Here is a 21,882-nt window from a genome sequence, read left to right as displayed (position 1 = left end):
ACCCAGCCCGAAGCTCCGCACTGGAGACCGAATGACCACAACACCACCCGCGACCGTCCTGGTCGCCAACCGGGGAGAGATCGCCCTGCGCGTGATGCGCACCCTGCGCCGCATGGGCATCGGCACGGTGGCGGTGCATACCGACGCCGACGCCGAGGCCCCGCACACCCTCGCCGCCGACACGGCCGCCCGGGTCCCCTCCTACCTCGACGCCGCGGCCGTGGTGGCCGCAGCGCGCGAGACCGGGGCCGGCATGGTCCACCCCGGATACGGGTTCCTGTCGGAGAACGCCGCGTTCGCGCGGGCCGTCGCCGACGCCGGCCTGGTATGGATCGGCCCGCCCACCGAAGCGATCGAGCAGATGGGCGACAAGATCCGCGCCAAGGAGACGGTGGCCGCCGCGGGGGTCCCGGTGCTGGGCGGGTTCACCGAGCACCCCGGCGAGCCCCTGACCGACGAGAACCTCCTACGCCGCGCCGAGGAGACCGGGTACCCGCTGCTGCTCAAGCCCTCGGCCGGGGGCGGCGGAAAAGGCATGCGGGCCGTGCACTCCCCCGACACCCTCCTCACCGACGCCGCGGCCGCCCGCAGAGAGGCCCGGGCCTCCTTCGGTGACGACACACTGCTCGTGGAACGTCTGGTGCAGCGGCCGCGCCACATCGAGGTGCAGGTGCTCGCCGACACCCACGGCAACGTCCTGCACCTGGGCGAACGCGAGTGCAGCCTGCAACGGCGCCACCAGAAGGTCGTGGAGGAGGCGCCCTCACCCCTGCTGACCGAGGACCAGCGCGCCCGGATGGGGCAGGCGGCCGTGGCCGCCGCCAAGGCCTGCGGATACGTGGGCGCCGGCACCGTCGAGTTCATCGCCGACACCGAGCCGGGCGGCGGGGTGTCCTTCTCCTTCCTGGAGATGAACACCCGCCTGCAGGTCGAGCACCCCGTCACCGAGGAGGTCGTGGCCGTGGACGGCGTGCGCGGCGTCGACCTGGTCGAGCTCCAGGTGCGGGTGGCCCGGGGCGAGCAGCTGACCTTCGGTCAGGACCAGGTGTCGATGCGCGGGCACGCGGTGGAATGCCGGGTCTACGCCGAGGACGCCGACCACGGGTTCCTGCCCAGCGGCGGCCCGGTGCTGTCGCTGACCGAGCCCCGAGGCGAGGGGACGCGCGTGGACTCCGGGATCACGGAGGGCACCGTTGTCACCTCCGACTTCGACCCCATGCTCGCCAAGATCATCACGTGGGGCACCGACCGTGCCGAGGCACTGCACCGGATGGACAGCGCCCTGGGCTCCTATCTGTTGCTGGGGTGTGTGACCAACACCGCCTACCTGCGGCGGCTGCTGCGCCATCCGCGGGTGGTGGCCGGCGACCTGAGCACCGACCTCGTCGAGACCGACCCTCCCGAGGCCGCGCCCGATCAGGTCCCCGAGCACGTCCAGNGGGGGAGGCTCCCCCCGCCGACCGCTTCTCCGTACCCGACGGCCGGCGCATGGGTGAGAGCGCATGGAGCCCGTGGCGGTTGCGGGCCCCGCGCCAGGACTCGACCGTTGTGCGGGTGCGGCGCAGCGGTGACGGGTTCGAGGTCGGAGTGGGAGGCGGTGATCCCGTTCCGGCACGGGCCCGCCGAAGCTCCGACGGCACACGTTTGAGCGTGACCCGTGCCGGACGCACCCGCACCTTCGCGCGGGCCGCCGATCCCGAGAGCGCACACCGCTGGGTGGGCTCCGACGGTGTCGCCTGGACCCTGCACGAGGAACCGGTGGCGGCGGCACTGCGTGAGGACGAGGCCGCCGCCGACGGCACCGTGCGCAGCCCCATGCCCGGCACCGTCCTGGACGTGCCGGTCGAGATCGGCCAGGAGGTCACCGCCGGGACCACGCTGGCCGTGGTCGAGGCGATGAAGATGGAGCACTCGGTGCCCTCCCCCGTCGACGGGACCGTCACCGCCATGGCGGTCTCCCCCGGAACCCCGGTGCCCATGGACGCCGTCCTGGTCACCGTCACACCCGCCCCCGGTCCCGACGCCCACGAAGCGTCGGCGGCCACCGTCCCCGCCGACAGCGAGGAGCAGCGATGAACCGCCACGAACTGTCCACCGAACACGCCGACCTCCGAGCCGCCGTGGAAGAGTTCGCCCGCACCGAGGTCGCCCCGGTCATCGGCGACTTCTACGAGCGTTCGGCCTTCCCCTACGACATCGTCGCCAAGATGGGGCAGATGGGCCTGTTCGGCCTGCCTTTCCCCGAGGAGCACGAGGGCATGGGCGGCGACTACTTCGCGCTGTGCCTGGCTCTGGAGGAGCTCGCCCGGGTCGATTCCTCGGTGGCCATCACCCTGGAGGCCGGGGTGTCGCTGGGGGCCATGCCGATCCACCGGTTCGGGACCGCCGAGCAGAAGAAGACCTACCTGCCGGACCTGTGCTCGGGCCGGACCCTGGGCGCGTTCGGACTGACCGAGCCCGACGGCGGGTCTGACGCCGGGGCCACCCGCACCACCGCCTACTTGGAGGAGGGCGAGTGGGTCATCAACGGCACGAAGTCCTTCATCACCAACTCCGGGACCGACGTCACCTCGCTGGTGACGGTGACCGCGGTGACGGGGCGGCGTTCCGACGGACGGCCGGAGATTTCCTCGATCCTGGTCCCGACGGGCACCCCCGGGTTCTCCCTCGGGCAGAAGTACTCCAAGGTCGGGTGGAACGCCTCCGACACCAACGAGCTGGTCTTCGAGGACTGCCGTGTGCCCGAGGCCAATCTCGTCGGTGAGCGCGGGCGGGGTTACGCCCAGTTCCTGCGCATCCTGGACGAGGGCCGTATCGCCATCGCCGCGCTGTCGGTGGGGTTGGCCCAGGGTTGTGTGGACGAGAGCGTGCGCTACGCACACGAGCGCGAGGCCTTCGGGCACCGCATCGGCCAATACCAGGCGATCCAGTTCAAGATCGCCGAGATGGAGTCCCGTGCGCACACCGNGCGGGGGGGGGAGCCGTTCAAGAAGGAAGCGGCCATCGCCAAGCTGGTGGCCTCCAACGCCGCCATGGACAACGCCCGCGACGCCACGCAGGTCTTCGGCGGGTACGGCTTCATGACCGATTACCCGGTCGGGCGCTTCTACCGGGACGCGAAGATCCTGGAGATCGGCGAGGGCACCAGCGAGGTGCAGAAGATGCTCATCGCCCGGGAGTTGGACCTGCCGGCGTAGGGATCGGCGCCGCCGCAGTACCGCGAAGGCCGGGGCGGCTCACTGTGACCACCCCGGCCCGAGGCCCCGTGGCGAGAGCTGCGCGCACGGAGCGGATCCGGCTCGCCGCGGCCGCCCCAGTCCAGGGTCTGGCCCTGTACACACGGAACATGGACAACTTCAAAGGCCTCGAGGGCGCACTGGCCGTCGTCGAGATCTGAGCAAGTTCCCGGCACCGGCAAGGGAAAAGACGGTCACGAGCTCCCCGGCCTTCGCGGGAACCACACCGGACGCAGGGAGTCCCCTTCCGGCCACGCCCGAGGGGTGACAACAGCGCCCGACCGGAACAGAATGGAGGCGAAGGCTGATCCGGGTCCCTTGCCCCCGAGGACCCACCACCCTCCAGGGGTTCCGCACCCCACCGCTCCCCAGCAGCAGGAGTACCGATGGAAGGCGTCCTGCCGACGATCGCGCTGGTCGTGGTCGTGGTCACCGTGGGTGCCATCACGGTCGCCGCGCACTTCCGCGAGGATCGGGGCGGCGAGTCACGCGCCTGGGCCCGCGAAAACGGCTGGACCTACACCGACCAGCACCCCGCACCCCTGGGCGAAGCCGTGCTGCCCACCGAACCCGGGACCCGTAAGTCACGCTGCCGGCACGTCCTCGACGGCAGACGGGGTGTGTACCGGGTGACCGCCTTCGAGCACGTGCAGAGCGTCCCGGTCACCACCGAGCAGGGCGTCGCCCGCATCGAGTACATCCACCGTGTGGTGGCCGTACGCACACCCGGGGTCGGCACCGACCTGGAGATCCGGCGACGCACGCACGCCGGGACCATCGACGGGGCCGCGCCCTTCGGGGCTGCCTTCCAGACCACGGGCGGCGACTCGGAGTTCGCACGCTCGGTCCTGGACGGGACACTGACCTCCTGGCTGCTCTCCGACACCAGGTCACGTTCCCTGCCGGTGCGGTTCACCGGAGGCTACGTGCTCACCTGGGCACCCATGCGGTTGGCCCCCGATCGCGCCCTCATCGCCGCCGATTACCTCATCGACCTGCTCGAACACATCCCCCGGCAGACCTGGGAGCGGTGTAGCGGACACTGAGCGGGCCCGGGCACAGCGGCACGCGTGCGGTGTCCGAAGGGAGCGATAGGATCCGGCATGCCCCCGATCCACAAGGAGTATGAGCTGATGAGTGACCCCAACGCGACGCATCGTATCTCCCGTGAGGACCTGTTCCGCGACGAGGAGGAGCAGGAGGAGACCTCTGATCCCAACGCCACCGCGCAGATCTCCCGTGCCGACCTGTTCGACGACGGGGACAGCTCCGAGGCCGAGTAGTGGCTCCCTCGTCCCCTCCCGGACACGAAAGCGGGGCGCCCACCCGCAGAAGGTGGACGCCCCGCGCCCGTATGGATCGGGCCATCAGCGGTGTTCACGCACCGCCGCCACGATCTCGGCGACCGCGTCGTCGACCGGTACACCGTTGTTCTGCGACCCGTCGCGGTAACGGAAGGACACCGCGCCCTTGGCGACGTCGTCGTCACCGGCCAGCACCATGAAGGGCACCTTCTGCTTCTGGGCGTTGCGGATCTTCTTCTGCATCCGGTCGTCGCCGGCGTCGACTTCCGCCCGGATACCCTCGGCGCGCAGCTTCGACTGGAGTTCCTGCAGGTAGGGCACGTGCTCGTCGGCGATCGGGATGCCGACCGCCTGCACCGGGGCCAGCCATGCGGGGAACGCGCCCGCGTAGTGCTCCAGCAGTACCGCGAAGAAACGCTCGATGGAACCGAACAGGGCACGGTGGATCACCACCGGACGCTGACGGCTGCCGTCGGCGGCGGTGTACTCCAGGTCGAAGCGTTCGGGCATGTTGAAGTCGACCTGGATGGTGGACATCTGCCACGTGCGGCCGATGGCGTCCTTGGCCTGAACCGAGACCTTCGGGCCGTAGAAGGCGGCCCCGCCCGGGTCCATGACCAGGTCCAGCCCCTGCTTGTCGGCGGCCTGGCGCAGAACCCGGGTGGACTCCTCCCAGATCTCGTCACTGCCGACGAACTTCTCCGGGTCCTTGGTGGACAGCTCCAGGTAGAAGTCGTCGAGACCGTAGTCGCGCAGCAGGTCGAGCACGAAGGTGAGCAGTGAGTCGAGCTCGTCGGCCATCTGCTCGCGGGTGCAGTAGATGTGGGAGTCGTCCTGGGTGAACCCGCGGGCCCGGGTCAGGCCGTGCACCACACCCGACTTCTCGTACCGGTACACGGTGCCGAACTCGAACAGGCGCAGCGGCAGCTCACGGTAGGAGCGTCCGCGCGCGTCGAAGATCAGGTGGTGCATCGGGCAGTTCATCGGCTTGAGGTAGTAGTCCTGGCCGCCGTCGAGCTGCATGGGCGGGTACATCCCGTCGGCGTACCAGTCCAGGTGCCCCGACTTCTCGAAGAGTGCGCTCTTGGTGGCGTGGGGGGTGTAGACGAACTCGTAGCCCCCCTCCTCGTGCCGCTTGCGGGAGTAGTCCTCCATGACCCGGCGCACGACGCCGCCCTTGGGATGGAAGACCGCCAGGCCCGAGCCGATCTCCTCGGGGATGGAGAACAGGTCGAGCTCGGAACCGAGCTTGCGGTGGTCGCGCTTCTCGGCCTCCTCCAGGAAGGTCAGGTAGTCCTTGAGCGCATCCTTGTTCTCCCATGCGGTGCCGTAGATCCGCTGGAGCTGCGGGTTGGTCTCCTTGCCCCGCCAGTAGGCGGCGGCGGTGCGCATGAGTTTGAAGGCCGGGATGGACTTGGTGGTGGGCACGTGCGGCCCCCGGCAGAGGTCCTTCCAGCACAGCTCGCCGGTGCGCGGGTGGACGTTGTCGTAGACGGTCAGCTCGCCGGCGCCGACCTCGGCCGATGCCCCTTCGGCCGCCTCGGCGGCGCCGCCCTTGAGACCGATGAGCTCGAGCTTGTAGGGCTCGGTGGTCAACTCGGCGCGGGCTTCCTCGTCGGAGACCTCGCGCCGGTCGAAGCGCTGACCCTGCTTGAGGATCTGCTGCATCTTCTTCTCGATGGCCTTGAGGTCGGCGGGGGTGAACGGTTCGGCGACGTCGAAGTCATAGTAGAAGCCGTTCTCGACGGGCGGGCCGATGCCCAGCTTGGCCTCGGGGAACAGTTCCTGAACGGCCTGGGCGAGGACGTGCGCGGTGGAGTGGCGCAGGATCGCACGCCCCTCCTCCGAGCCGATCGCGACGGGCTCGACGGTGTCACCGTCGGTGAGCTCGTGGGCGAGGTCGTGCGGCTCTCCGTTGACCAGGGCCGCGATCACGGTCTTGCCGTCGGCCTCCAGTGCCTGCCCCGCGGTAGTCGTGGCCGCCACCGCACGCGGGGTTCCGGCGAGGGTGATGTGCAGCTCAGGCGCGGCGGACACGATAACTCCTAGGGATCCGGAAACTCTGGAAGGTGCACGCCTTCCCCGGCGTTGTAGGGGCGGGGCGTGCTCCTTCGATGCTATCGGCTCCGCCGTGGCGTGCTGCTCGGCTGCCCACAGACACCTCGTCGGCCGTATGTGTCCGCAGCAGATGAAATAGGTCAAAGCAGGATTAGGTCGACATTGAAGAGCGTTGATCACGGCCAGAAGATCAGTGACAATCGACAGAAGTCGATCTTCTCCGCAGCCGTCACGACCGTCCACCGGCTTCGACTGAATGTGAGCGCATGTCTTCGAGCCCACCCCACGAGCACCCGCCGCCGGAGAGAACAGCGGTGCACCATGTGCACCGCCGCCGCTGGCGGCGGTTGCGGGCCCGGCTCCGGCTCTTCCGCCGACGGATGCACACCCACCCGGCCCTGCACCTTCCCTGGCGCGTCCTCGTCGGCACCGCGGGCACGGTCGTGGCCCTGGCCGGCGTCGTCTTCCTCGTGACCCCCGGCCCCGGCGTCGCGGCCCTGTTGTCGGGGCTGCTCATCCTGAGCACGGAATTCCGGTGGGCGCACCGGCTGCTGAAGCCGGCGCGGACCTGGGCTCGGCGCGCCGAGCAGTACGCCGAGCGCCGCAAGGACGAGTACATGCGCCGCCGCCAGGAGCGCAGGGCCGCCAAGGACCGGACGTCCCCGGACAAGGACGCCGACCCGGACCCGAGCTGAGGGCCACGTTCCGTGGCACCCGGGCACACACGTGGGCACCGACTCGACCGCGCACGGAAAAAAGCCGGGACACCGTCTCGAACGGTGACCCGGCTCCCTACTTGTGGGCGATACTGGACTCGAACCAGTGACCTCATCGGTGTGAACGATGCGCTCTAGCCAACTGAGCTAATCGCCCCGAGCTGCTGCTCCGCCCGGCCTCTCGGTCGGACATGTAAAACTCTAACGCATGTTTCGGGGTGCTCGTTCCACCCGGAGCCGCACGGGCGAACCTCGTAGTGTGATGGAGGTCACTAAATACTTCGTGAAGCGGGTCAAGACCCCACCAGGAGACCCCGAAGTCCCGCTCGCGAGGCGGTTCGCGCCCAAACAGCACCCCTCGAGGACCCCACGACATGACCAATCCGTGACGTGGGACACCCAATATGGGGAAATCTTTGGTTTCCCCTGGTCATTACAGTGACGAAGGATCTGGAGCCGCCCTGCGGCGCACGGGCCCGGACCACGGACCCGAGGAACCGGTCCCACTGACCGAAGAAAGTCTCCGTACTCACGTCATGATCCGCGGACCACCGCGTTGGAGCCAGTGAGACGGCACCACCGACCCGCGCCGCACAGCAGGGCCGGACAAGAAGAGGTTTGGCGAACATGAACAGTAGCGACACAACTGCCACCGCCGAGCTGGGCCTGCGGCTCGTCGTCCCCGAGCGCACCTCGGTCCCGCTGGCCGCGCGGCTCGACTACAGCGCCGGCGATCCCTACGCGATCCGCGTGGCCTTCCACACCGGCGAGGACGAGCCCGTCGAATGGATCTTCGCCCGTGAACTGCTCACGGTCGGGATCGTACGCCCTGTCGGCGAGGGTGACGTCCGCGTGTGGCCCTCGAAGGACGACAGCGGCGAACGCAGCGTCAGCATCGCGCTCTCCTCCCCCTTCGGGCAGGCCGAGTTCGACACCCACGTGTCCCCGCTGGCGGAGTTCCTGCACCGCACCTACGAGATCGTCCCCGCCGGCCAGGAGACCACCTACGTGGACCTGGACGAGGAGATCGAGCGCTACCTGGCCTGAGCCGGAGCGCACCGGAACACGAACAGGGGGCGGCGCACTCCGTGCGCCGCCCCCTGTTCGTGTTCGGACCCCGAGGCGGTCAGGGGTCGCTGTGGCGGGCGGCGTGCTCGGCGAAGACCTCCCGGGCCTTGCGCGAGATCGGGCCGGGCTCGGCGGAGACCTGTCGGCCGTCGATGTGCGTGATCGGCTGTACGTCGCGCCCGGTGGAGGTCAAAAAAGCCTCGGTGATCTCCGGAAGGCGCTCCATCGGCACATCCTCCTCCTCGGCGCCGTACCACTCCAGGACGAGCTCGCGCGTGATGCCGGCCAGGGGCCCCGACGACAGCGGCGGTGTGACCAGACGGTCGTCCAGCACCACGAAGATGTTGCTTCCTGTGCCCTCACACAGGTTCCCGCTCACGTTCGGAAAGATCGCCTCGCTTCCTCCCCGTGCGCGCGCGTACGCGAGGGCGCGCACGTTGTCCGCGTACGAGGTGGTCTTGAGACCGGCCAACGCCCCGAACTCGTTGCGCGGCCACGGCGAGAGCACCACGTCGGTCTGCTCGGGGATGGCCGGGAAGCCGCCCAGGGCCACGATCACGGTCTGCTCGCCCGGGATGCGGTCCGAACCCAGCGGCCCGGCTCCGTCGGTCACCGTGATGCGCACACGTGCGTCGTCCAGTTCCGGGTTGGCGGCGATGGCTCGGGCGACCCCGTCGGCGACCAGGTCCAGGTCCGGCTCCGCCATCCCCAGTCCTTCGGCCGAACGGGCCAGGCGCTTCAGGTGGCGGGTCAGCGCGAAGGGGCGTCCGCCGGTCGCCCGCACCGTCTCGAAAACCCCGTCGCCCACCGTGATCCCGTGGTCCACAGCGGACACACGCGCCTCGGCCTGGTCCACGACGGCGCCCCGGCCGAAGCCCGCGCCCGCGATCCACACCTTCATTGCACACCCCTCCATCGGTCATCCGCACTGGTCGAAGCAACCAGACCCAGATCTTCCCACCCCGGAGGGGGCGACCGCCCCTGCGGGGAACCCCCGCTTTACCTGCAGTACCACCCCCTTGGCAAGGGCCCTGTCCACCACTGGCCGCCGGCGCCCGCCCCGACTCCGGTTGTGCCGATCGTCCCCACTGGTCAGGGATACGGGAGATGGGGACGGTCCGCCCGTGCCATGTTGTGGGCCGGACAGGGATAAGTTACGAATGACTATCATCCGGGCAACGCTTACGCGGGGATGGTGGAAAGCAACCGGTGCTGCCCCACCACACCGGGCATCCTCCCCGCGCGACCCACCACGCCCGCCCACGGACAGAGCGAAGAGAGACATGACCCCACCGAGCACCACCCGCGGAGAACTGAGCTGGCTGCTGGACGACCTGCTCACCCGCGCACCCGGGACCCAGCACGCCGTCGTCCTGTCCACCGACGGCCTCCTCATGGCGACCTCCAGCGGCCTCGACCGTTCCGCGGCCGAGCATCTGTCGGCGATCGCCTCGGGACTGCACAGCCTCGCGGGCGGAGCCAGCAAACAGTTCTCCGCCGGCAACATCCGCCAGAGCATCATCGAGATGGACGAGGCCTTCCTGTTCGTCGCTGCCGCCGGCGACGGTGCCTGCATGGCGTTGATGTCGGAGTCCGACAGCGATGTGGGCCTGATCGCCTACGAGATGAACAAGGTCATCGAGCGGGTCGGCCAGTACCTGTCCGCTCCCCCTCGACCGGACATGCCTTCCTCCGCGCACGCGGAGAACTGACGCGGGCAATGCCTCCGGGGCGGGCCTCGGTGGGGCCGCCCCGGCCCCGGGGACCTCTCCACAGCGCCGATTTCGCACTCGACCCGTGTATGGGCTAGAGTTCTAACCGCAGCGAGCGAGGCGGAAGGCCCCGACCGGAAGCCCCAACGCTCGCCGCGCGGACGTAGCTCAGCTGGTAGAGCATCACCTTGCCAAGGTGAAAGTCGCGGGTTCGAATCCCGTCGTCCGCTCGAGATCGGCTGGTCGAAGCCCTCCACGAGAGGGTGTAGTCTGGCCGGGCAAGGGAGCCCACGGGTTCCCAGCGCGCGGACGTAGCTCAGCTGGTAGAGCATCACCTTGCCAAGGTGAAAGTCGCGGGTTCGAGTCCCGTCGTCCGCTCGACGAGGCCCGCATGGGGGTCGGCCACCGGTTCCCGGCGTGTTTCGCAGGCCGGAGTGTCCGAGTGGCTTAGGTAAGGGACTGCAAATCCCTGCACACGGGTTCGAATCCCGTCTCCGGCTCCATGTTCCTCATCACCCTCCGATGAGGGCGGTTAGCTCAGTTGGTTAGAGCGCTACCTTGACACGGTAGAGGTCACAGGTTCGAATCCTGTATCGCCCACCACAGCTTCTGCAGGTCAGAGGCCGTCCAACGGTCCTCTTCAGATTTTCTCGGCTTCGGTCATGGAGAGAATCTGGAGATGATCTTGCATCCCCACCCTCAGGAAGCCTTCTTCTCGCTCTCCACAGGGTAGTACTCACCCAGCCGCGGGAGCATCTCCATCAACCGGTCCCGCTCACCCGGGCCCAGCGCGCCAACACTTGCTTGCCACCTCCGCTCCAGCACGGTCAGTACCTGTTCCCGCATCTCTGGGGTGACGTGTTCGTAGACGTTGGCCATCCCCGGCATCCGGTGCCCCAGTCTCGCTGCCCGAGCCACTTCCGGGACCCCGTCCTCGGCCAACCACGTGCGGTGGGTATGGCACCCCTCGTTGAAGGTGAAACCCGGCAGGATCGGTGAGCGCAACCACGCCTGAGCGCTGTCGGAAACACCGTCCCAGGCTGGCCTTCAGAATCGGGAGCGGAAGTTGCCCCGGCGTAGCACTCCCCCGTGCGCGCCGGTGAACACCGATTCCGTCTCGCTCTGGGCGATCAGATCGGTGTAGAGGGCGTTGAGGAAGCCGAGAAGGTGCAGCCACCGCTTGCCCGCCGGGGTCTTGGGCCGGGCCGCCTTGCTCATCTTGCCGCCGGACTCGCGCAACGGGGTGCGCACCGGCACGGCCCTGTTCACCTCGTCGTACTCATGGGCTTGCAGGGCCACCAGCTCCGACCAGCGTGCCCCGGTGTAGGCGTTCATCAGCGCCAGCACGAACCCCGTCCGACCGAAGGTGTGGTGCAACCGCATGGCCGCGCGCACCACCTGCATGGGGGTGGCTACCTGCCGGTCGGCCTCGTAGGAGCCGGAGGAGACCCGGATCCCGTGGCAGGGGTTGGCGGGGATTTTGCGGGCGCGCACCGCCACGTTGAGGATCGTGGAGAAGAGGGCGAAGACCGAGGACACACTCGGCTCGGACAACTCTTCGTGCAGCTCGTTGACCCAGGCCTGGACGTCGAGATGGCTGTTGAAGATGCTGATCAAGGGCCAGTGTCCCCACTGCTCACGCAGGTGGTTGTCGAGGTAGGAGCGGTACTTGTCCCGGGTGGTCTCCGACAGACGCGCCTGGACGAGCCACTGTTCGGCGAAGTCACCGAAGGGGACCTCCCGCTCCTGGGGCGAGATCCAGGTGCGGCGCCGCACCTCAGCTTCTTGCTCCTGGCCCCAGTTCAGGGCCGCTTCCTTGGTGTCGAATCCGGACTTGGACGCCCAGGTGCCGTCTGGTTTCTTGAAGCGGGCCCGCCAGGTTCGGGCGAGCCGTTCGGCGTAAGCCATCTGTACTCCTTCTGTTGGTTCATTCCGGCGTTGCACGGCGAGCGCGCCCGGAGGCGGGGGCACGGTGTCCGGCGCGGATGATCTGCTCAAGGTCGCTAGAGCTGAAGCGCAGGTGCTTGCCGATGAAGGTGCAGGGCACCTGACGCGCGGAGACGCGCTTGCGCAGCCAGGATTCGGGGACCTTGAGCAGGGCGGCAGCCTCTTGGGGGTGAACACCTCCACAGGCGTGTTCGCAGCCGCATCACGCCGCTCGCCAGAGCTTGCAGAGTACTCACACTGGTCCTGTTCTGGGACGCCGGTGCCGCGCCGCGTCGAGGGTGTGTGCCGCTTACTCATCCGGTACCCCTTGCCCATACCGGGGTTCCGTGTTCAGTACCGCGGCATGCCGCCGGCGTGGGCCGTCTTTGCGCGCGTGCGTGCACACGCGCCTCCTTCGGGTGAGTCGAAGGTCGGGCGGTCGCCGCCTGCGACAGGTGGGCCTCTTCTTCGAGTGCGGCGGCCACACCCATGTCCAGGCCTGTGTAGCCGGTGCACAGCGATCCGATCGAACCCCCTCCCGAGGTGGCTCGTGCCGGGTGCTGGATGATCGCTGTTCCTCCTTGCCCGTGGTATCGGCGCTCATTTGTGTGGTCGTGGACCGGGTCGCTCATGCGTGATCACCCCCATTTCCGAAGCTGCCTGGGCGCTGTCCACGGCAGACGCGCGGCAGGCACCCCGGCACCGGGCCTTCCTGTTCCGGCGGCAGGTCGATGCCGCCCAAGGGGCGGCACGCGTGGTGGAGGTAGCCGGTCTGGGCGGGCGGCATGCCGTTTGTCGCGGTGTCGGTGGTGTGGTGCCGCACAGCCGTATCCAGGGCCACGGCCTCGTCCCAGGCGCCGGGGTCGGTGGCGCGCAGTTCGGCCCAGTCGGCATCGGAGCGCTCCGGGCACCCCAGGCAGGCCAGGCCCCGGACGCCGATGCCGTGGTGGTGGTTGAACGCGACGCAGTCCCGGTCGCGCCAGCCCAGGTCGAAGAGGGGGTAGTCCGGTCGTAGGCGCTGTGGCCAGGTGGCCGCACGGGGCACCCGGTGGGCGTACTCGGCGCCCAGGCCCAGGACCACCTCCACCTTTTCGTGCGGCTGTTCGTCGCCCCAGCTGCGTAGGTGGTCGGTCAGGGCCAGCAGTTGGGTGCCGGCGCACGCGTTGGGCAGGCGCCCCGCCGTGCCGTCCCGGGCAAGGGTGAACAGGGGCAACGGGCTCGGGCTCTCGGCCCAGGCGCGCTCGGCCAGCTCGGTGGCATCAGCTCGGACCAGTTCGGCGCCGGCCTGCTGGCACAGGGCGTGGAGGTGCTTGAGGTAGCGCTCGGCTGAGGCGGGATAGAGGCCGGTGTCGGCGTAGAGGACGTGGTCGATCCGGTCCAGCACGTGATGGGCGCTCAGCAACAGCACCGTGGTGGCGCCGGGGCTACCGTCCAGGAGCAGAACGCGCGTGGCCGGTCGGGGTGTGAAGGCCATGGGATGTGGTGTCGGTCTTGGTCATCGAACGCCTCACCCTCCAGGGGACCGGGATGGCGTTTTGCGCTCACTCCGCCACCGACGAGTTGCGTACGCACTTGGGAGCGTGCGTACGCAGGGCGCACGGTTTGGGTTCAGAGAACGACGAACCGCAGGCGCACCCAGGTCGATAGGTCGGGGTCACGGCCCTACCGCTAAACTCCGCACCCCTCGCTCCTCGGATGAAACGCCCCGGCTGCCCACTGTGAGGGCGGATGCGGCGGCAGGAGCGGGAACATCGGTATGAAAGCCCGCGCTAAGAGCTCATCTCATTTGGTGAGTCTGCGGTAGCAAATCAGTGTGCAGGCGATGCCGGTGAAGGCCAAGAAGTGCTCGGCCTTGCGTTCGTAACGGCGGTGCAGGCGGCGGCATCCGGCCAGCCAGGCCATGGTGCGCTCGACCTGCCACCGGTGCCGGCCCAACCGCTTCGAGGACTCCACACCCTTGCGGGCCAGGCGGTGGACGATGCCGCGTTCGCGGAGCCAGCGGCGCAGGTGGTCGTAATCGTAGCCCTTGTCTCCGTGCAGCTTGGCTGGCCTGCGCCGCCTCGGCCCGCGGCGGGAGCGGATCGGCGGGATCCCGCGGACCAAGGGCCGCAGGGCCTGGCTGTCGTGGGTGTTGGCCCCCGAGATCGCCACGGACAGGGGCAGCCCGGCCTGGTCGGTGATCAAATGGATCTTCGCGCCCTTCTCGCCCCGGTCGACAGGATTCGGACCCGTCAGGTCCCCCCTTTGAGGGCACGCATGTTGACCGAGTCGATCGCGCACCGCGACCAGTCCACCTCACCTCGGGAGCCGAGTTCGTCCAGGACCAGCCGGTGTGGTTTGGCCCGGGCCCGGGCGCGGGTCCACTCGGTGAAGCGGCGGTGCGCGGTGGGTCCGGACGGGCCGAACACCGGCGGGAGCTGCGCCCAGGTGCAGCCGCTGGTCGCGACGGAGATGATCGCGGCCAGCACCTCGCGGTCCCCGTGTCTGCGCCGGCCGCCGCCCTGGGGACGGGTGGGTGCCTCGGGCACCACTCGCTGGAACAGTTCCCACAGCTCATCCGGCACAAGGCGTTCAACCATCGACACGCGGCCAGGTTACCGAGAATCCAAATGAGATGAGCTCTTATGACAACAGCGGGCCCGGCCGCCGGCCGAGTGCACCCCGAGCACGCGACCGCCGTAATGGCGGTGTCGCTTCCCGTGTCCGCCGCGGCCCTGCTGACAGCCGCACATGCCATCACGCTGACCACCTACCTTGTCGCCGTCGCCATCTGTGGAGCGGGGCTAGGGGTCGCGAACGCGCTCACGTTGGTCGCTACACAGGGGATGGTCGACCCAAAGTGAGCAGGAGAGGCCTCTGGTGTGACAAAGACAGTCATCACGGTGGCGGCGGGGCTTGGCGTAGTCCTCGCAGCGCTGGTCGCCGACCCAAAAGCATCTGCCTCGACCGAGGCTGCTGTCCTTACTTCCGTGGCTCTCGGCGCCCTCGCAACCGCCATGGTCCTCGGCGCCGTGCTCACAGCAACCCGTCGCTCCTCTCATATACGACAGCGGTAAACAGCACCTGTCGGTGCTCATCGCGGCCGGTCAACTAGGACGTGTCTGCTACATCGGCGTCCGGTCAGGACTCACCCAGTTGGGGACCCACACCTCGTCGGCGACCTGCGGTTGTGAGGCTCGCAGGTAGTTGCGCAGGTCGGTCAGCACGGGATGCCGGTGGTCGGCACGCGTGAGCAGCAGATGCGGGTAGATCGGTGTCGGTTCTCGCAAAGGGATGTGTCGCAGGCCGTAGCCGTCGGGCCACAGGTACCGGTCGTCGGTGCCGACCAGGGTCGCCAGAGAGGCCGACCCAGCCAGTGCGTCCATGAGGGCCTCGTCCCCGAAATTGGGGCCAAGGGCGTCGATACTCAGCCCGAAGTCCTGCGAGAGCGACCGGTAGAACTGCTCCCACTCCGTGCCCGGCCTGATACCGGGGATCCAGATGCGGTGACCGACGAGGTCAGAGGGCCGGACCTGGTCCTTTGCCGCCAGCGGATGGGCGGGGCCGAGCAGGAGCTGCAGAGGAACGTCCAGGAGCCGTTCGGCTCTGATCCCCGCAGGGACCTGGTCTGCCGGCAGGGCCCGGAAGGAGGCATCGATGCTTCCTTCGAGCACGGCCCAGGCCACCTGAGCAGCGTTCTCCTCGCCGAGCGTGACCACGTCCAGAGCCGTGTCGGGGCGCGAGCGGTAGAAGCGGTGGACGGCCTGGGCCGGGGCGATACGCCGGTTAAGGACGTCCACGCGCAAGGGCCGGCTGCCGGGGCGCACGGCCTGCTCCGCCTCCTCGAGCGCTGCCAGAACCTTCTTGGCGTGCGGGAGGAAGACCTGCCCGTCCAGGCTCAGCCGTGATCCGCGGGAGGTGCGCACCAGGAGCGAGACTCCAAGGCTCTTCTCCAGGGTCACGATCCGTTTGGAGACCGCCTGCTGGCTGATCCCGAGTTCGTCGGCCGCGGCCTGGAACTGCCCGGCCTCGGCGATAGCCGCGAAGGTCCGTACCGCTTCGCTGTCCACACCACGACTCTACAGGCACAACCAGTGGTTGTATCTGGGGGTGTCGGGTTGTTTGACGGGGCTCTGTCGTGCTGCTGGGATCAGGAGCATGTCTACCCGCACAGAGCAGGTCATTTACGTCCGAACGCCTGAGTTCGCGCGCTATGCGGAGAGGATTGCTCAGGTCACTGACGCGACCTCACGGCTGAACGTGCTGCCGTTCAGCGACACCGAGGCCCGTGCGGAACTACTCTCGGTTGTCTTTGGTGGCCCGTTGCCGGAGTCAGTGACGATTTACCCGCCCTTCTTCACCGAGTACGGCCTGGGCACAAAGTTCGGCAAGAACGTCTTCGTCAACCAGGGCTGCACCTTCATGGACAACGGTGGCATCACCATCGGCGACAACGTCATGATCGCTTCACGGGTCAGCCTCATCACCGGTGGGCACCCGCTGCCGCTGGCCGAGCGGCGCGAGTACGTCACCAGCGCCCCGATCGTGATCGAGGACGACGTCTGGATCGGTGCGGCCGCCGTGGTCACCCAGGGCGTGACCATCGGTGCAGGCTCTGTGGTGGCCTCCGGGGCAGTCGTCACCCGGGACGTGCCCGCACGCACGCTGGCCGCGGGCGTGCCCGCCCGGATGGTCAAGAGCATCGACTGAGCTGCTCGCCCCGGACCGTCGGCCCGGGGCGAGCAGCGTCCCCTATCCGCTGTGCCTCGACATGTCCGACTGTCGGACGAGCGGTGGGAGCGCTACGTGCCCTGCTGCCCAGCAGCTCAGGACCACGGAAGCCCTAGGTCTACATCCTCTACACGTCCGGAACGACCGGAAAGCCCAAGGGGGTCGTGCGTGACTGCGGCGGCTACGCGGTCGCCCTGCACTGGTCGATGGGCGCCGTGTACGACGTAGGGCCGGGCGAGACGATGTTCACCGGCTCCGACGTCGGCTGGGTCGTCGGGCACTCCCGCATCGTCTACGCGCCCCTGCTGGTCGGCGCGACGACGGTCCTGTACGAGGGCAAACCGGTCGGCGCACCGGACGCGGGCCGGTTCTGGCGCGTCGCCGCCGAGTACCGGATCAAGACCGTGTTCACGGCGCCCACCGCCTTCCGGGCGATCAGGAAGGAGGACCCGTAGGGGGCGCTCACCGCCGGCTACGACCTTTCCCACCTGCGCTATCTCTTCCTCGCCGGCGAGCGCCTCGACTCATCGGGCGAGCAGGAGCCCGCGGGCGTCGACGGTGCGATCGTCGTGAGGCTCCCCCTGCCCCCGGCGCACTCCCCACTCTCTGGAAGGACGACGACCGCTACGTCGCCTCCTACCTGTCCGCCTACCCCGGCCACATCGACGAAGACGGCTATGTCTTCGTCATGGGCCGTACCGACGACGTCATCAACGTCGCCGGACACCGGCTGTCCACCGACGCCGACGACGGCCTTCCCGTGGTGGCCGCTCTGGTCGGCGCGATCCTGCTCGCCCGGGCCACGGCGGGCACGGAACTGTCGGAGAAGATCCTGGAAGCGACCCACGAAGCCCTGACCGCACCGCACCGGCGCTGACACCTCGACGAGTCCAGTAACGGTCCGGATGGTGTTGGTACGCGTCGTCATGTGGCGGATGACCGTGCTGTGTGGGGTGATGGGCTCATGGGCCCATTACCCCACCAGGAGAGCCCAGGGCTGTCCTCTCCGCAGCGACGTCCAGCGGCCGGGATGGATCAGCGAGCGGTCAGTGCGACCGTCGTCGGCTCGCAGCCCTCACACAGCGCCGTGACCGTGATCGACCCGGTGCCGGTCGGTCGGACGATGGCCAGCGCGCGTCCACCGAAGGTCAGATGCTTGCCGTCGGTGAACCCCTCCTCGGTAACGGGGTTGGCGCTGGCCAGGGCCTGGAGTACTCCCGCGCCGTCCACGGTGACCGAGACCGTGCGTTCGACGTCAGCGCGGACGACGCCATCGGCGTCGGTGAGCTCCAGGGCGATGAAGGCCAGGTCCCTGGTGTCGGCGTCCAGCCGGGTCCTCTCGGCTCGGGCCCGCAGGTGAAGAGCGTCCCCGGCCGTGACGAGGCGTGACCTACCGGTCTCCTCGCCGCCGGAGTAGGAAACGGCGATAAGCTCCCCCGGCTGGTAGATAAGCTCGAAGTCGGCCTGATGGCTCTTGGTCCCGCCGACCGGGGCGCGGCCGATCACGGTGCCGTCCAGGAGGAGTTCGACCTCCTCGGCGTCGCTGTAGACCTCGACATGTACGGGTCTGCCCTCACATCCGGGCCAGGTCCAGCTGTCGGTCACGTCGTTCCAGGCCCACGGAGTGGCGACCTTGACCGCCCTGCCGTTGCGAGCGGGGTCCTGTACCGCGATGTAGGGCTCGGTGCGCAGACCGAAGACGGTCTCCCGGTAGAAGGACATCGGACGCCGCCGACCTGTGATGTCGATGTCACCGCACCAAGCCGTCAGCGCGGGATAGCCCGCGGAGAAGGCGACGTCGGCGGAGGTTCCGCTGTCCTCCTCGTATCTGACCAGGCCGACGCCGGTCTCGCCGAGGTAGTCCCAACCGGTCCAGGTGAAGTCGCCGAGTACGTGGTCGTTGGCCTTGACGAGTTCCCAGTTGGCGTCGATCTGTGATGGCCACGTCTCGGTTCCGATGATGACGCGGTCGGGGAAGAGCTGCCGGTCCAAGGTGTAGCGGGCGTCCCCGTAGTTCATGCCCGCCACGTCCAGGACGGCGTAGGACTCCTCGGTTCGCCGTGTGGCGTGTTCGGAGGCCTGGATCTGTCCCATCATCTGTCCGAACCCGGCCATCATGGTGTTCACCCCGCCTGCGGCGGCCTGCTCCTGTTCCTCCTCGCGCGCCTGGCTCTGCCGCTGCATTTCGGGCAGGACGGTGTCCAACAGGGAGACGAAATTGTTGATGCCGTTGGTGACGAACCGTGTCGGGTCCAAAGACCGGACCTTCTCCGCGAGGCGTCGGCCCCAGGCCGCGCCGACACCGGTGCCGGTCTCGGGGATTTCGTTGCCGATGGAGTAGAACACGACGCTGGGGTGGTTGAAGTCCTTGGCCACCAGGGCCTCGACATCTCGTTCCCACCACTGGGCGAAGTCGGAGGCGTAGTCGAAGTCGGACTTACCCGACGTCCACATGTCGAAGGTCTCGTCCATCACCAGCATGCCCAGCCGGTCACAGGCGTCGAGCAGCGCGCTGCCGGCCGGGTTGTGGGAGATGCGGACGGCGTTGAACCCGGCCTCCTTCAACAGGGCGATGCGTCGTACCTCCGCCGCTCCGACCGCGGCCGCGCCCAGAGGACCGTTGTCGGAGTGGATACACGCTCCGCGAAGCTTGACCGGCTCCCCGTTGATCCGCAGGCCCCTCCCGGGATCGAGCTGGAGTGTACGGATACCGAAGGTCACCGCTTCCTCGTCGACGGTCTCCCCGTCTTCGTCCAGACGCAGACGCACCTCGTACAGATGCGGGGACTCGACGCTCCACCGCGCGGGGTGGGGCACGAACAGGCGGCGGCGGACGATCCCTTCATCAGAGGGCAGCAGCGTGACCGGTGAGGTGGAGGTGGCCACCTCTCGGCCCTCGCCGTCGATGATCACGGCGGTGACCCGCGCCGTGGTCGTGACCGCGCCGGTGTTGGCCACCCGCGCGGCGACCTCGACGACGGCACGCTGGTCGTCCACGTCAGGGGTGGTGACCGTGACGCCGTCGTGCGCGATGTGCAGGGAATTCTTCACCACCAGGCGCACGTCGCGGTGGATGCCCGCCCCCGAGTACCAGCGACTGTCGAGGTGGGCGCGGCAGGCGACACGTACCTCGTTGTCGGCGCCGAAGTCCAGATAGGGATCGACCCGCACGGTGAACCGGGAGTACCCGAAGGCGTGCTGTCCGGCCAGGTGTCCGTTCACGTACACCATGGCATCGCGGTAGACGCCGTCGAACTCCAGCAGGATCCGCTTGCCGCGGTCCTCGCCGGGGACGGCGAACGTCTTGCGGTACTCGAACGCGCCTCCCGGAAAGTAGGCGGTCGTCTCCCCACGTGGAGTGTCGGGGCGCCGGGCCGCGGCGATGAGGGCGTCGTGGGGCAGGGTGACCTCCTGCCACTGGCTGCCGGCGGTACCGCCAAGCTCCTGGAACGCCGTGACCTTGGGACGGAAGCTCCAGCCGCGGTTGAAGTCCTCATACCCCATCTGGTTCACCCTTCCAGGAACGGCCTCCGCCGGATACGTGTGTCATCGCAGATCCTTCCTCAATCAAAGTAACGCGCGTTACTAACGACATCACATCACGTAACGCGCGTCAATCGAGTAGTGCGGACACCGGAATCCGGGCCTGCCGTTCGGGCCCGGTCACCTGGTCAGTAGGTCGCTCGGCCGCCGCTGATGTCGTAGACGGCGCCGGTGGAGAAACTAACCTGGTGGAGGTTGTCGATGACCACCCCGCCCGTTCGGGATCCGTTGAGGCCGCCCATCACGGCGGCCCGCGACGAGCCGTGATCACGGACCGCTCGTCAGGCCGGCGCTCCCGCACGCGCGGTCTTCCCCAACCACGCCAGGCTCGGTTTGGGATGGCGCCCGAAGGTCGCACGGTCCACCGCGATCGGGCCAAAGGTGGGTTTCCAGTGGCCCCACTCGAAGTTGTCCAGCAGGCTCCAGTGCAGGTACCCACGGACATCGATCCCGTCGGCCATGGCAGAGGACAGGTGCCCCAGAGCCTCACGCGTGTAGGCGATACGCCGGGTGTCGTCCGCGGTGGCGATTCCGTTCTCCGTGACGATGACCGGCACACCTCCGGTCACTTCCCAGGTGTGGCGCACCGCGAGTCCGAGGGCGTCCGGCCGATACGGCACACCGGTCAGCGTGTTGTCCGGGCTCGGGGGTGCGGGACGATCCCGTTCTCGTCGACGACCTGGCTGGAATAGGACTGCACCCCGATGAAGTCGTCCTCGCGCGCGGCCTCCAGGTAGAGGTCCTCACGGACGCAGCGCTCCTCGCGCAGCCTGTCCTCGTTGCCGGGTGTCGCGGTGAACGCGTTGTTCGCCACCGTCCACCCGACGCGGGCGTCGGTGTTCTGTTTCAGGACGTCGCGGACGGCTTGGTGGGCCTCGACCAGCCTCCGCCCCACCTGGGGATCCGGCGCGGGCAGAGCCGAGCGCCGTTCGTCCTCGACGGTGGGACTGGCCCATTCCTCGGACAGATCCGTTTCCGTCTGCTTGCCCATGGCGACCATCAGGCCGAGGATGTTGGGCTCGTTGATCGTGCAGATCCAGGGAACGTCCTCCAGGATGGTGGCCGCGGCGCGCGCATAGGCGGCGAACCGCTCCATCTCGTCCTCGGCGAGCCATCCTTCGGCTTCGGAGAACCAGCGAGGACTGGTGAAGTGGTGCAGCGTGACGACCGGAGTGAGGCCGAGGTCGATCGCGGTGTCGATCATGCGCCGGTAGTTGGCCAACGCGGCGTGTGACACGTGCCCCGGGCTGGGTTCGATGCGGGCCCACTCGATGCCGAACCGGTAGCAGTTCAGCCCGGCTTCGGCCACCAGCCGCATGTCCTCGGGGTAGCGGTGATAGCTGTCCCCCGCGTCACCGCTGCGCTCCATGCCGGTGACGCCCTGTTCGTGAGCCCACCAGTCACTGTTGACGTTGTTGCACTCCACTTGGTGCGGTGCGGTCGCCGCGCCCCAGAGGAAGCCGTCGGGGAAGTTCATACTCGTGCTCCTTCTCAGGTGCCACACCGACACGGACACCGCAGCTGTTAATGCGCGTTACTAAGTCACTCACAGGCGCCCGAGACCCAGCAAGACGAAGGGAGGCACTGCGCGGGCCGACGGCCCTGCGGT

General features: G+C 68.4%; 20 protein-coding genes, 5 tRNA genes and 2 pseudogenes. 15 read left to right on the top strand and 12 right to left on the bottom strand.

What is annotated here, in order from left to right; genetic code table 11:
* The first annotated feature begins 31 nt into the window (after positions 1–31).
* From D473_RS25680 to D473_RS27665, 5 genes and pseudogenes are all read left to right on the top strand, one after another.
* Positions 32–2,076, top strand: a pseudogene (locus tag D473_RS25680) (ATP-binding protein).
* Positions 2,073–3,197: an acyl-CoA dehydrogenase family protein gene (locus D473_RS0110710; protein ID WP_017609068.1), complete on the top strand. Its 1,125-nt coding sequence runs from the start codon at positions 2,073–2,075 to the stop codon at positions 3,195–3,197. Before D473_RS25680 ends, D473_RS0110710 begins: the two are co-directional and overlap by 4 nt.
* 68 nt (positions 3,198–3,265) lie before the next feature.
* On the top strand, positions 3,266–3,397 hold the full coding sequence (locus D473_RS28410) for a PIN domain-containing protein (RefSeq protein ID WP_161626419.1): 132 nt from the start codon (positions 3,266–3,268) through the stop codon (positions 3,395–3,397).
* A 225-nt stretch (positions 3,398–3,622) separates the two neighbouring features.
* Complete coding sequence (locus tag D473_RS0110700) at positions 3,623–4,282, top strand: hypothetical protein (RefSeq protein WP_017609066.1); 660 nt, start codon at positions 3,623–3,625, stop codon at positions 4,280–4,282.
* Between the two features lie 87 nt (positions 4,283–4,369).
* Positions 4,370–4,519, top strand: a complete 150-nt coding sequence (locus D473_RS27665) for a hypothetical protein (RefSeq protein WP_193373268.1) — start codon at positions 4,370–4,372, stop codon at positions 4,517–4,519.
* Positions 4,520–4,603: 84 nt separating this feature from the next.
* Here D473_RS27665 and thrS read toward each other — a convergent pair whose 3' ends face one another.
* Positions 4,604–6,577, bottom strand: coding sequence for a threonine--tRNA ligase (thrS, locus tag D473_RS0110690; RefSeq protein WP_017609064.1), 1,974 nt, complete (start codon positions 6,575–6,577; stop codon positions 4,604–4,606).
* A 401-nt stretch (positions 6,578–6,978) separates the two neighbouring features.
* Between thrS and D473_RS0110685 the strand changes: the two genes are divergently transcribed.
* Complete coding sequence (locus D473_RS0110685; protein WP_193373270.1) at positions 6,979–7,293, top strand: PGPGW domain-containing protein; 315 nt, start codon at positions 6,979–6,981, stop codon at positions 7,291–7,293.
* 104 nt (positions 7,294–7,397) lie between these two features.
* Here D473_RS0110685 and D473_RS0110680 read toward each other — a convergent pair.
* Positions 7,398–7,471, bottom strand: a tRNA-Val gene (locus D473_RS0110680).
* A 470-nt stretch (positions 7,472–7,941) separates the two neighbouring features.
* Between D473_RS0110680 and D473_RS0110675 the strand changes: the two genes are divergently transcribed.
* Entirely contained in the window at positions 7,942–8,361 is a 420-nt protein-coding gene (locus tag D473_RS0110675) for an SsgA family sporulation/cell division regulator (RefSeq protein WP_017609062.1), read from the top strand.
* A 79-nt stretch (positions 8,362–8,440) separates the two neighbouring features.
* Here D473_RS0110675 and D473_RS0110670 read toward each other — a convergent pair whose 3' ends face one another.
* The gene (locus D473_RS0110670) at positions 8,441–9,283 is read right to left on the bottom strand and encodes an aminotransferase class IV (RefSeq protein WP_017609061.1); all 843 of its coding nucleotides are present in this window, start codon (positions 9,281–9,283) and stop codon (positions 8,441–8,443) included.
* Positions 9,284–9,665: 382 nt separating this feature from the next.
* On the opposite strand from D473_RS0110670, the gene D473_RS0110665 reads away from it, so the two are divergent.
* The 5 genes from D473_RS0110665 (at position 9,666) to D473_RS0110645 (ending at position 10,697) form a co-directional block, all read left to right on the top strand.
* Positions 9,666–10,094 (top strand): roadblock/LC7 domain-containing protein, encoded by a 429-nt coding sequence (locus D473_RS0110665; protein ID WP_017609060.1) that lies wholly within the window; start codon positions 9,666–9,668, stop codon positions 10,092–10,094.
* A gap of 157 nt (positions 10,095–10,251) precedes the next feature.
* Positions 10,252–10,324: transfer RNA gene (locus D473_RS0110660), tRNA-Gly, on the top strand.
* A gap of 75 nt (positions 10,325–10,399) precedes the next feature.
* Positions 10,400–10,472: transfer RNA gene (locus tag D473_RS0110655), tRNA-Gly, on the top strand.
* Positions 10,473–10,522: 50 nt separating this feature from the next.
* A tRNA-Cys gene (locus D473_RS0110650) sits at positions 10,523–10,597 on the top strand.
* Between the two features lie 23 nt (positions 10,598–10,620).
* A tRNA-Val gene (locus tag D473_RS0110645) sits at positions 10,621–10,697 on the top strand.
* Between the two features lie 96 nt (positions 10,698–10,793).
* Here the strand turns inward: D473_RS0110645 and D473_RS27860 are convergent.
* From D473_RS27860 to D473_RS0110610, 6 genes and pseudogenes are all read right to left on the bottom strand, one after another.
* The gene (locus D473_RS27860; RefSeq protein ID WP_026126819.1) at positions 10,794–11,099 is read right to left on the bottom strand and encodes a hypothetical protein; all 306 of its coding nucleotides are present in this window, start codon (positions 11,097–11,099) and stop codon (positions 10,794–10,796) included.
* A gap of 42 nt (positions 11,100–11,141) precedes the next feature.
* Positions 11,142–12,002, bottom strand: a complete 861-nt coding sequence (locus tag D473_RS0110635) for a tyrosine-type recombinase/integrase (protein ID WP_017609058.1) — start codon at positions 12,000–12,002, stop codon at positions 11,142–11,144.
* A gap of 19 nt (positions 12,003–12,021) precedes the next feature.
* Positions 12,022–12,198 (bottom strand): annotated as a pseudogene (locus D473_RS26560) (helix-turn-helix domain-containing protein); the annotation flags it as partial.
* 450 nt (positions 12,199–12,648) lie between these two features.
* The gene (locus tag D473_RS0110630) at positions 12,649–13,494 is read right to left on the bottom strand and encodes an aldo-keto reductase family protein (protein ID WP_017609056.1); all 846 of its coding nucleotides are present in this window, start codon (positions 13,492–13,494) and stop codon (positions 12,649–12,651) included.
* A gap of 308 nt (positions 13,495–13,802) precedes the next feature.
* Positions 13,803–14,599 (bottom strand): IS5 family transposase gene (locus D473_RS26930; RefSeq protein WP_241474762.1). Its coding sequence is split into 2 segments (ribosomal slippage): positions 13,803–14,263 and positions 14,263–14,599, totalling 798 coding nucleotides; the frame shifts between segments, so codons are not numbered across the junction.
* A gap of 525 nt (positions 14,600–15,124) precedes the next feature.
* Positions 15,125–16,069: a LysR family transcriptional regulator gene (locus tag D473_RS0110610; protein ID WP_017609052.1), complete on the bottom strand. Its 945-nt coding sequence runs from the start codon at positions 16,067–16,069 to the stop codon at positions 15,125–15,127.
* Between the two features lie 88 nt (positions 16,070–16,157).
* Here D473_RS0110610 and D473_RS0110605 point away from each other — a divergent pair, with 88 nt between their 5' ends.
* From D473_RS0110605 to D473_RS28400, 3 genes are all read left to right on the top strand, one after another.
* Positions 16,158–16,709: a sugar O-acetyltransferase gene (locus D473_RS0110605; protein ID WP_026126815.1), complete on the top strand. Its 552-nt coding sequence runs from the start codon at positions 16,158–16,160 to the stop codon at positions 16,707–16,709.
* 185 nt (positions 16,710–16,894) lie between these two features.
* On the top strand, positions 16,895–17,185 hold the full coding sequence (locus tag D473_RS28405; protein ID WP_017609050.1) for an AMP-binding protein: 291 nt from the start codon (positions 16,895–16,897) through the stop codon (positions 17,183–17,185).
* Positions 17,186–17,418: 233 nt separating this feature from the next.
* Positions 17,419–17,607: a hypothetical protein gene (locus D473_RS28400; protein WP_017609049.1), complete on the top strand. Its 189-nt coding sequence runs from the start codon at positions 17,419–17,421 to the stop codon at positions 17,605–17,607.
* Between the two features lie 158 nt (positions 17,608–17,765).
* Here D473_RS28400 and D473_RS0110590 read toward each other — a convergent pair whose 3' ends face one another.
* From D473_RS0110590 to D473_RS25670, 3 genes are all read right to left on the bottom strand, one after another.
* Positions 17,766–20,234, bottom strand: coding sequence for a glycoside hydrolase family 2 TIM barrel-domain containing protein (locus D473_RS0110590; RefSeq protein WP_017609048.1), 2,469 nt, complete (start codon positions 20,232–20,234; stop codon positions 17,766–17,768).
* Between the two features lie 320 nt (positions 20,235–20,554).
* Positions 20,555–20,893 carry a family 1 glycosylhydrolase gene (locus tag D473_RS28115; protein ID WP_241474761.1) on the bottom strand — a complete coding sequence of 113 codons (339 nt, stop codon included), beginning with the start codon at positions 20,891–20,893 and terminating at the stop codon, positions 20,555–20,557.
* A 5-nt stretch (positions 20,894–20,898) separates the two neighbouring features.
* A complete protein-coding gene (locus D473_RS25670) occupies positions 20,899–21,750 on the bottom strand; it encodes a family 1 glycosylhydrolase (protein WP_241474760.1) in 852 nt (283 codons plus the stop codon).
* Between the last annotated feature and the right edge of the window lie 132 nt (positions 21,751–21,882).

The sequence above is a fragment of the Nocardiopsis xinjiangensis YIM 90004 genome (genome assembly GCF_000341145.1).
GTDB classification, from domain to species: Bacteria; Actinomycetota; Actinomycetes; order Streptosporangiales; family Streptosporangiaceae; genus Nocardiopsis; species Nocardiopsis xinjiangensis.
This window is presented reverse-complemented; position numbering and strand designations above follow the sequence as displayed.

Bases quoted from the DNA above. Each gene is read 5' to 3' on its own strand.
- D473_RS27665 (WP_193373268.1), top strand. From the start codon at position 4,370: ATGAGTGACCCCAACGCGACGCATCGTATCTCCCGTGAGGACCTGTTC.
- D473_RS25670 (WP_241474760.1), bottom strand. From the start codon at position 21,750: ATGAACTTCCCCGACGGCTTCCTCTGGGGCGCGGCGACCGCACCGCAC.
- D473_RS0110590 (WP_017609048.1), bottom strand. From the start codon at position 20,234: ATGGGGTATGAGGACTTCAACCGCGGCTGGAGCTTCCGTCCCAAGGTC.
- D473_RS0110670 (WP_017609061.1), bottom strand. From the start codon at position 9,283: ATGAAGGTGTGGATCGCGGGCGCGGGCTTCGGCCGGGGCGCCGTCGTG.
- D473_RS0110700 (WP_017609066.1), top strand. From the start codon at position 3,623: ATGGAAGGCGTCCTGCCGACGATCGCGCTGGTCGTGGTCGTGGTCACC.
- D473_RS0110630 (WP_017609056.1), bottom strand. From the start codon at position 13,494: ATGGCCTTCACACCCCGACCGGCCACGCGCGTTCTGCTCCTGGACGGT.
- D473_RS0110635 (WP_017609058.1), bottom strand. From the start codon at position 12,002: ATGGCTTACGCCGAACGGCTCGCCCGAACCTGGCGGGCCCGCTTCAAG.
- D473_RS0110685 (WP_193373270.1), top strand. From the start codon at position 6,979: ATGCACACCCACCCGGCCCTGCACCTTCCCTGGCGCGTCCTCGTCGGC.
- D473_RS0110605 (WP_026126815.1), top strand. From the start codon at position 16,158: ATGTCTACCCGCACAGAGCAGGTCATTTACGTCCGAACGCCTGAGTTC.
- D473_RS28400 (WP_017609049.1), top strand. From the start codon at position 17,419: ATGGGCCGTACCGACGACGTCATCAACGTCGCCGGACACCGGCTGTCC.
- D473_RS0110675 (WP_017609062.1), top strand. From the start codon at position 7,942: ATGAACAGTAGCGACACAACTGCCACCGCCGAGCTGGGCCTGCGGCTC.
- D473_RS0110665 (WP_017609060.1), top strand. From the start codon at position 9,666: ATGACCCCACCGAGCACCACCCGCGGAGAACTGAGCTGGCTGCTGGAC.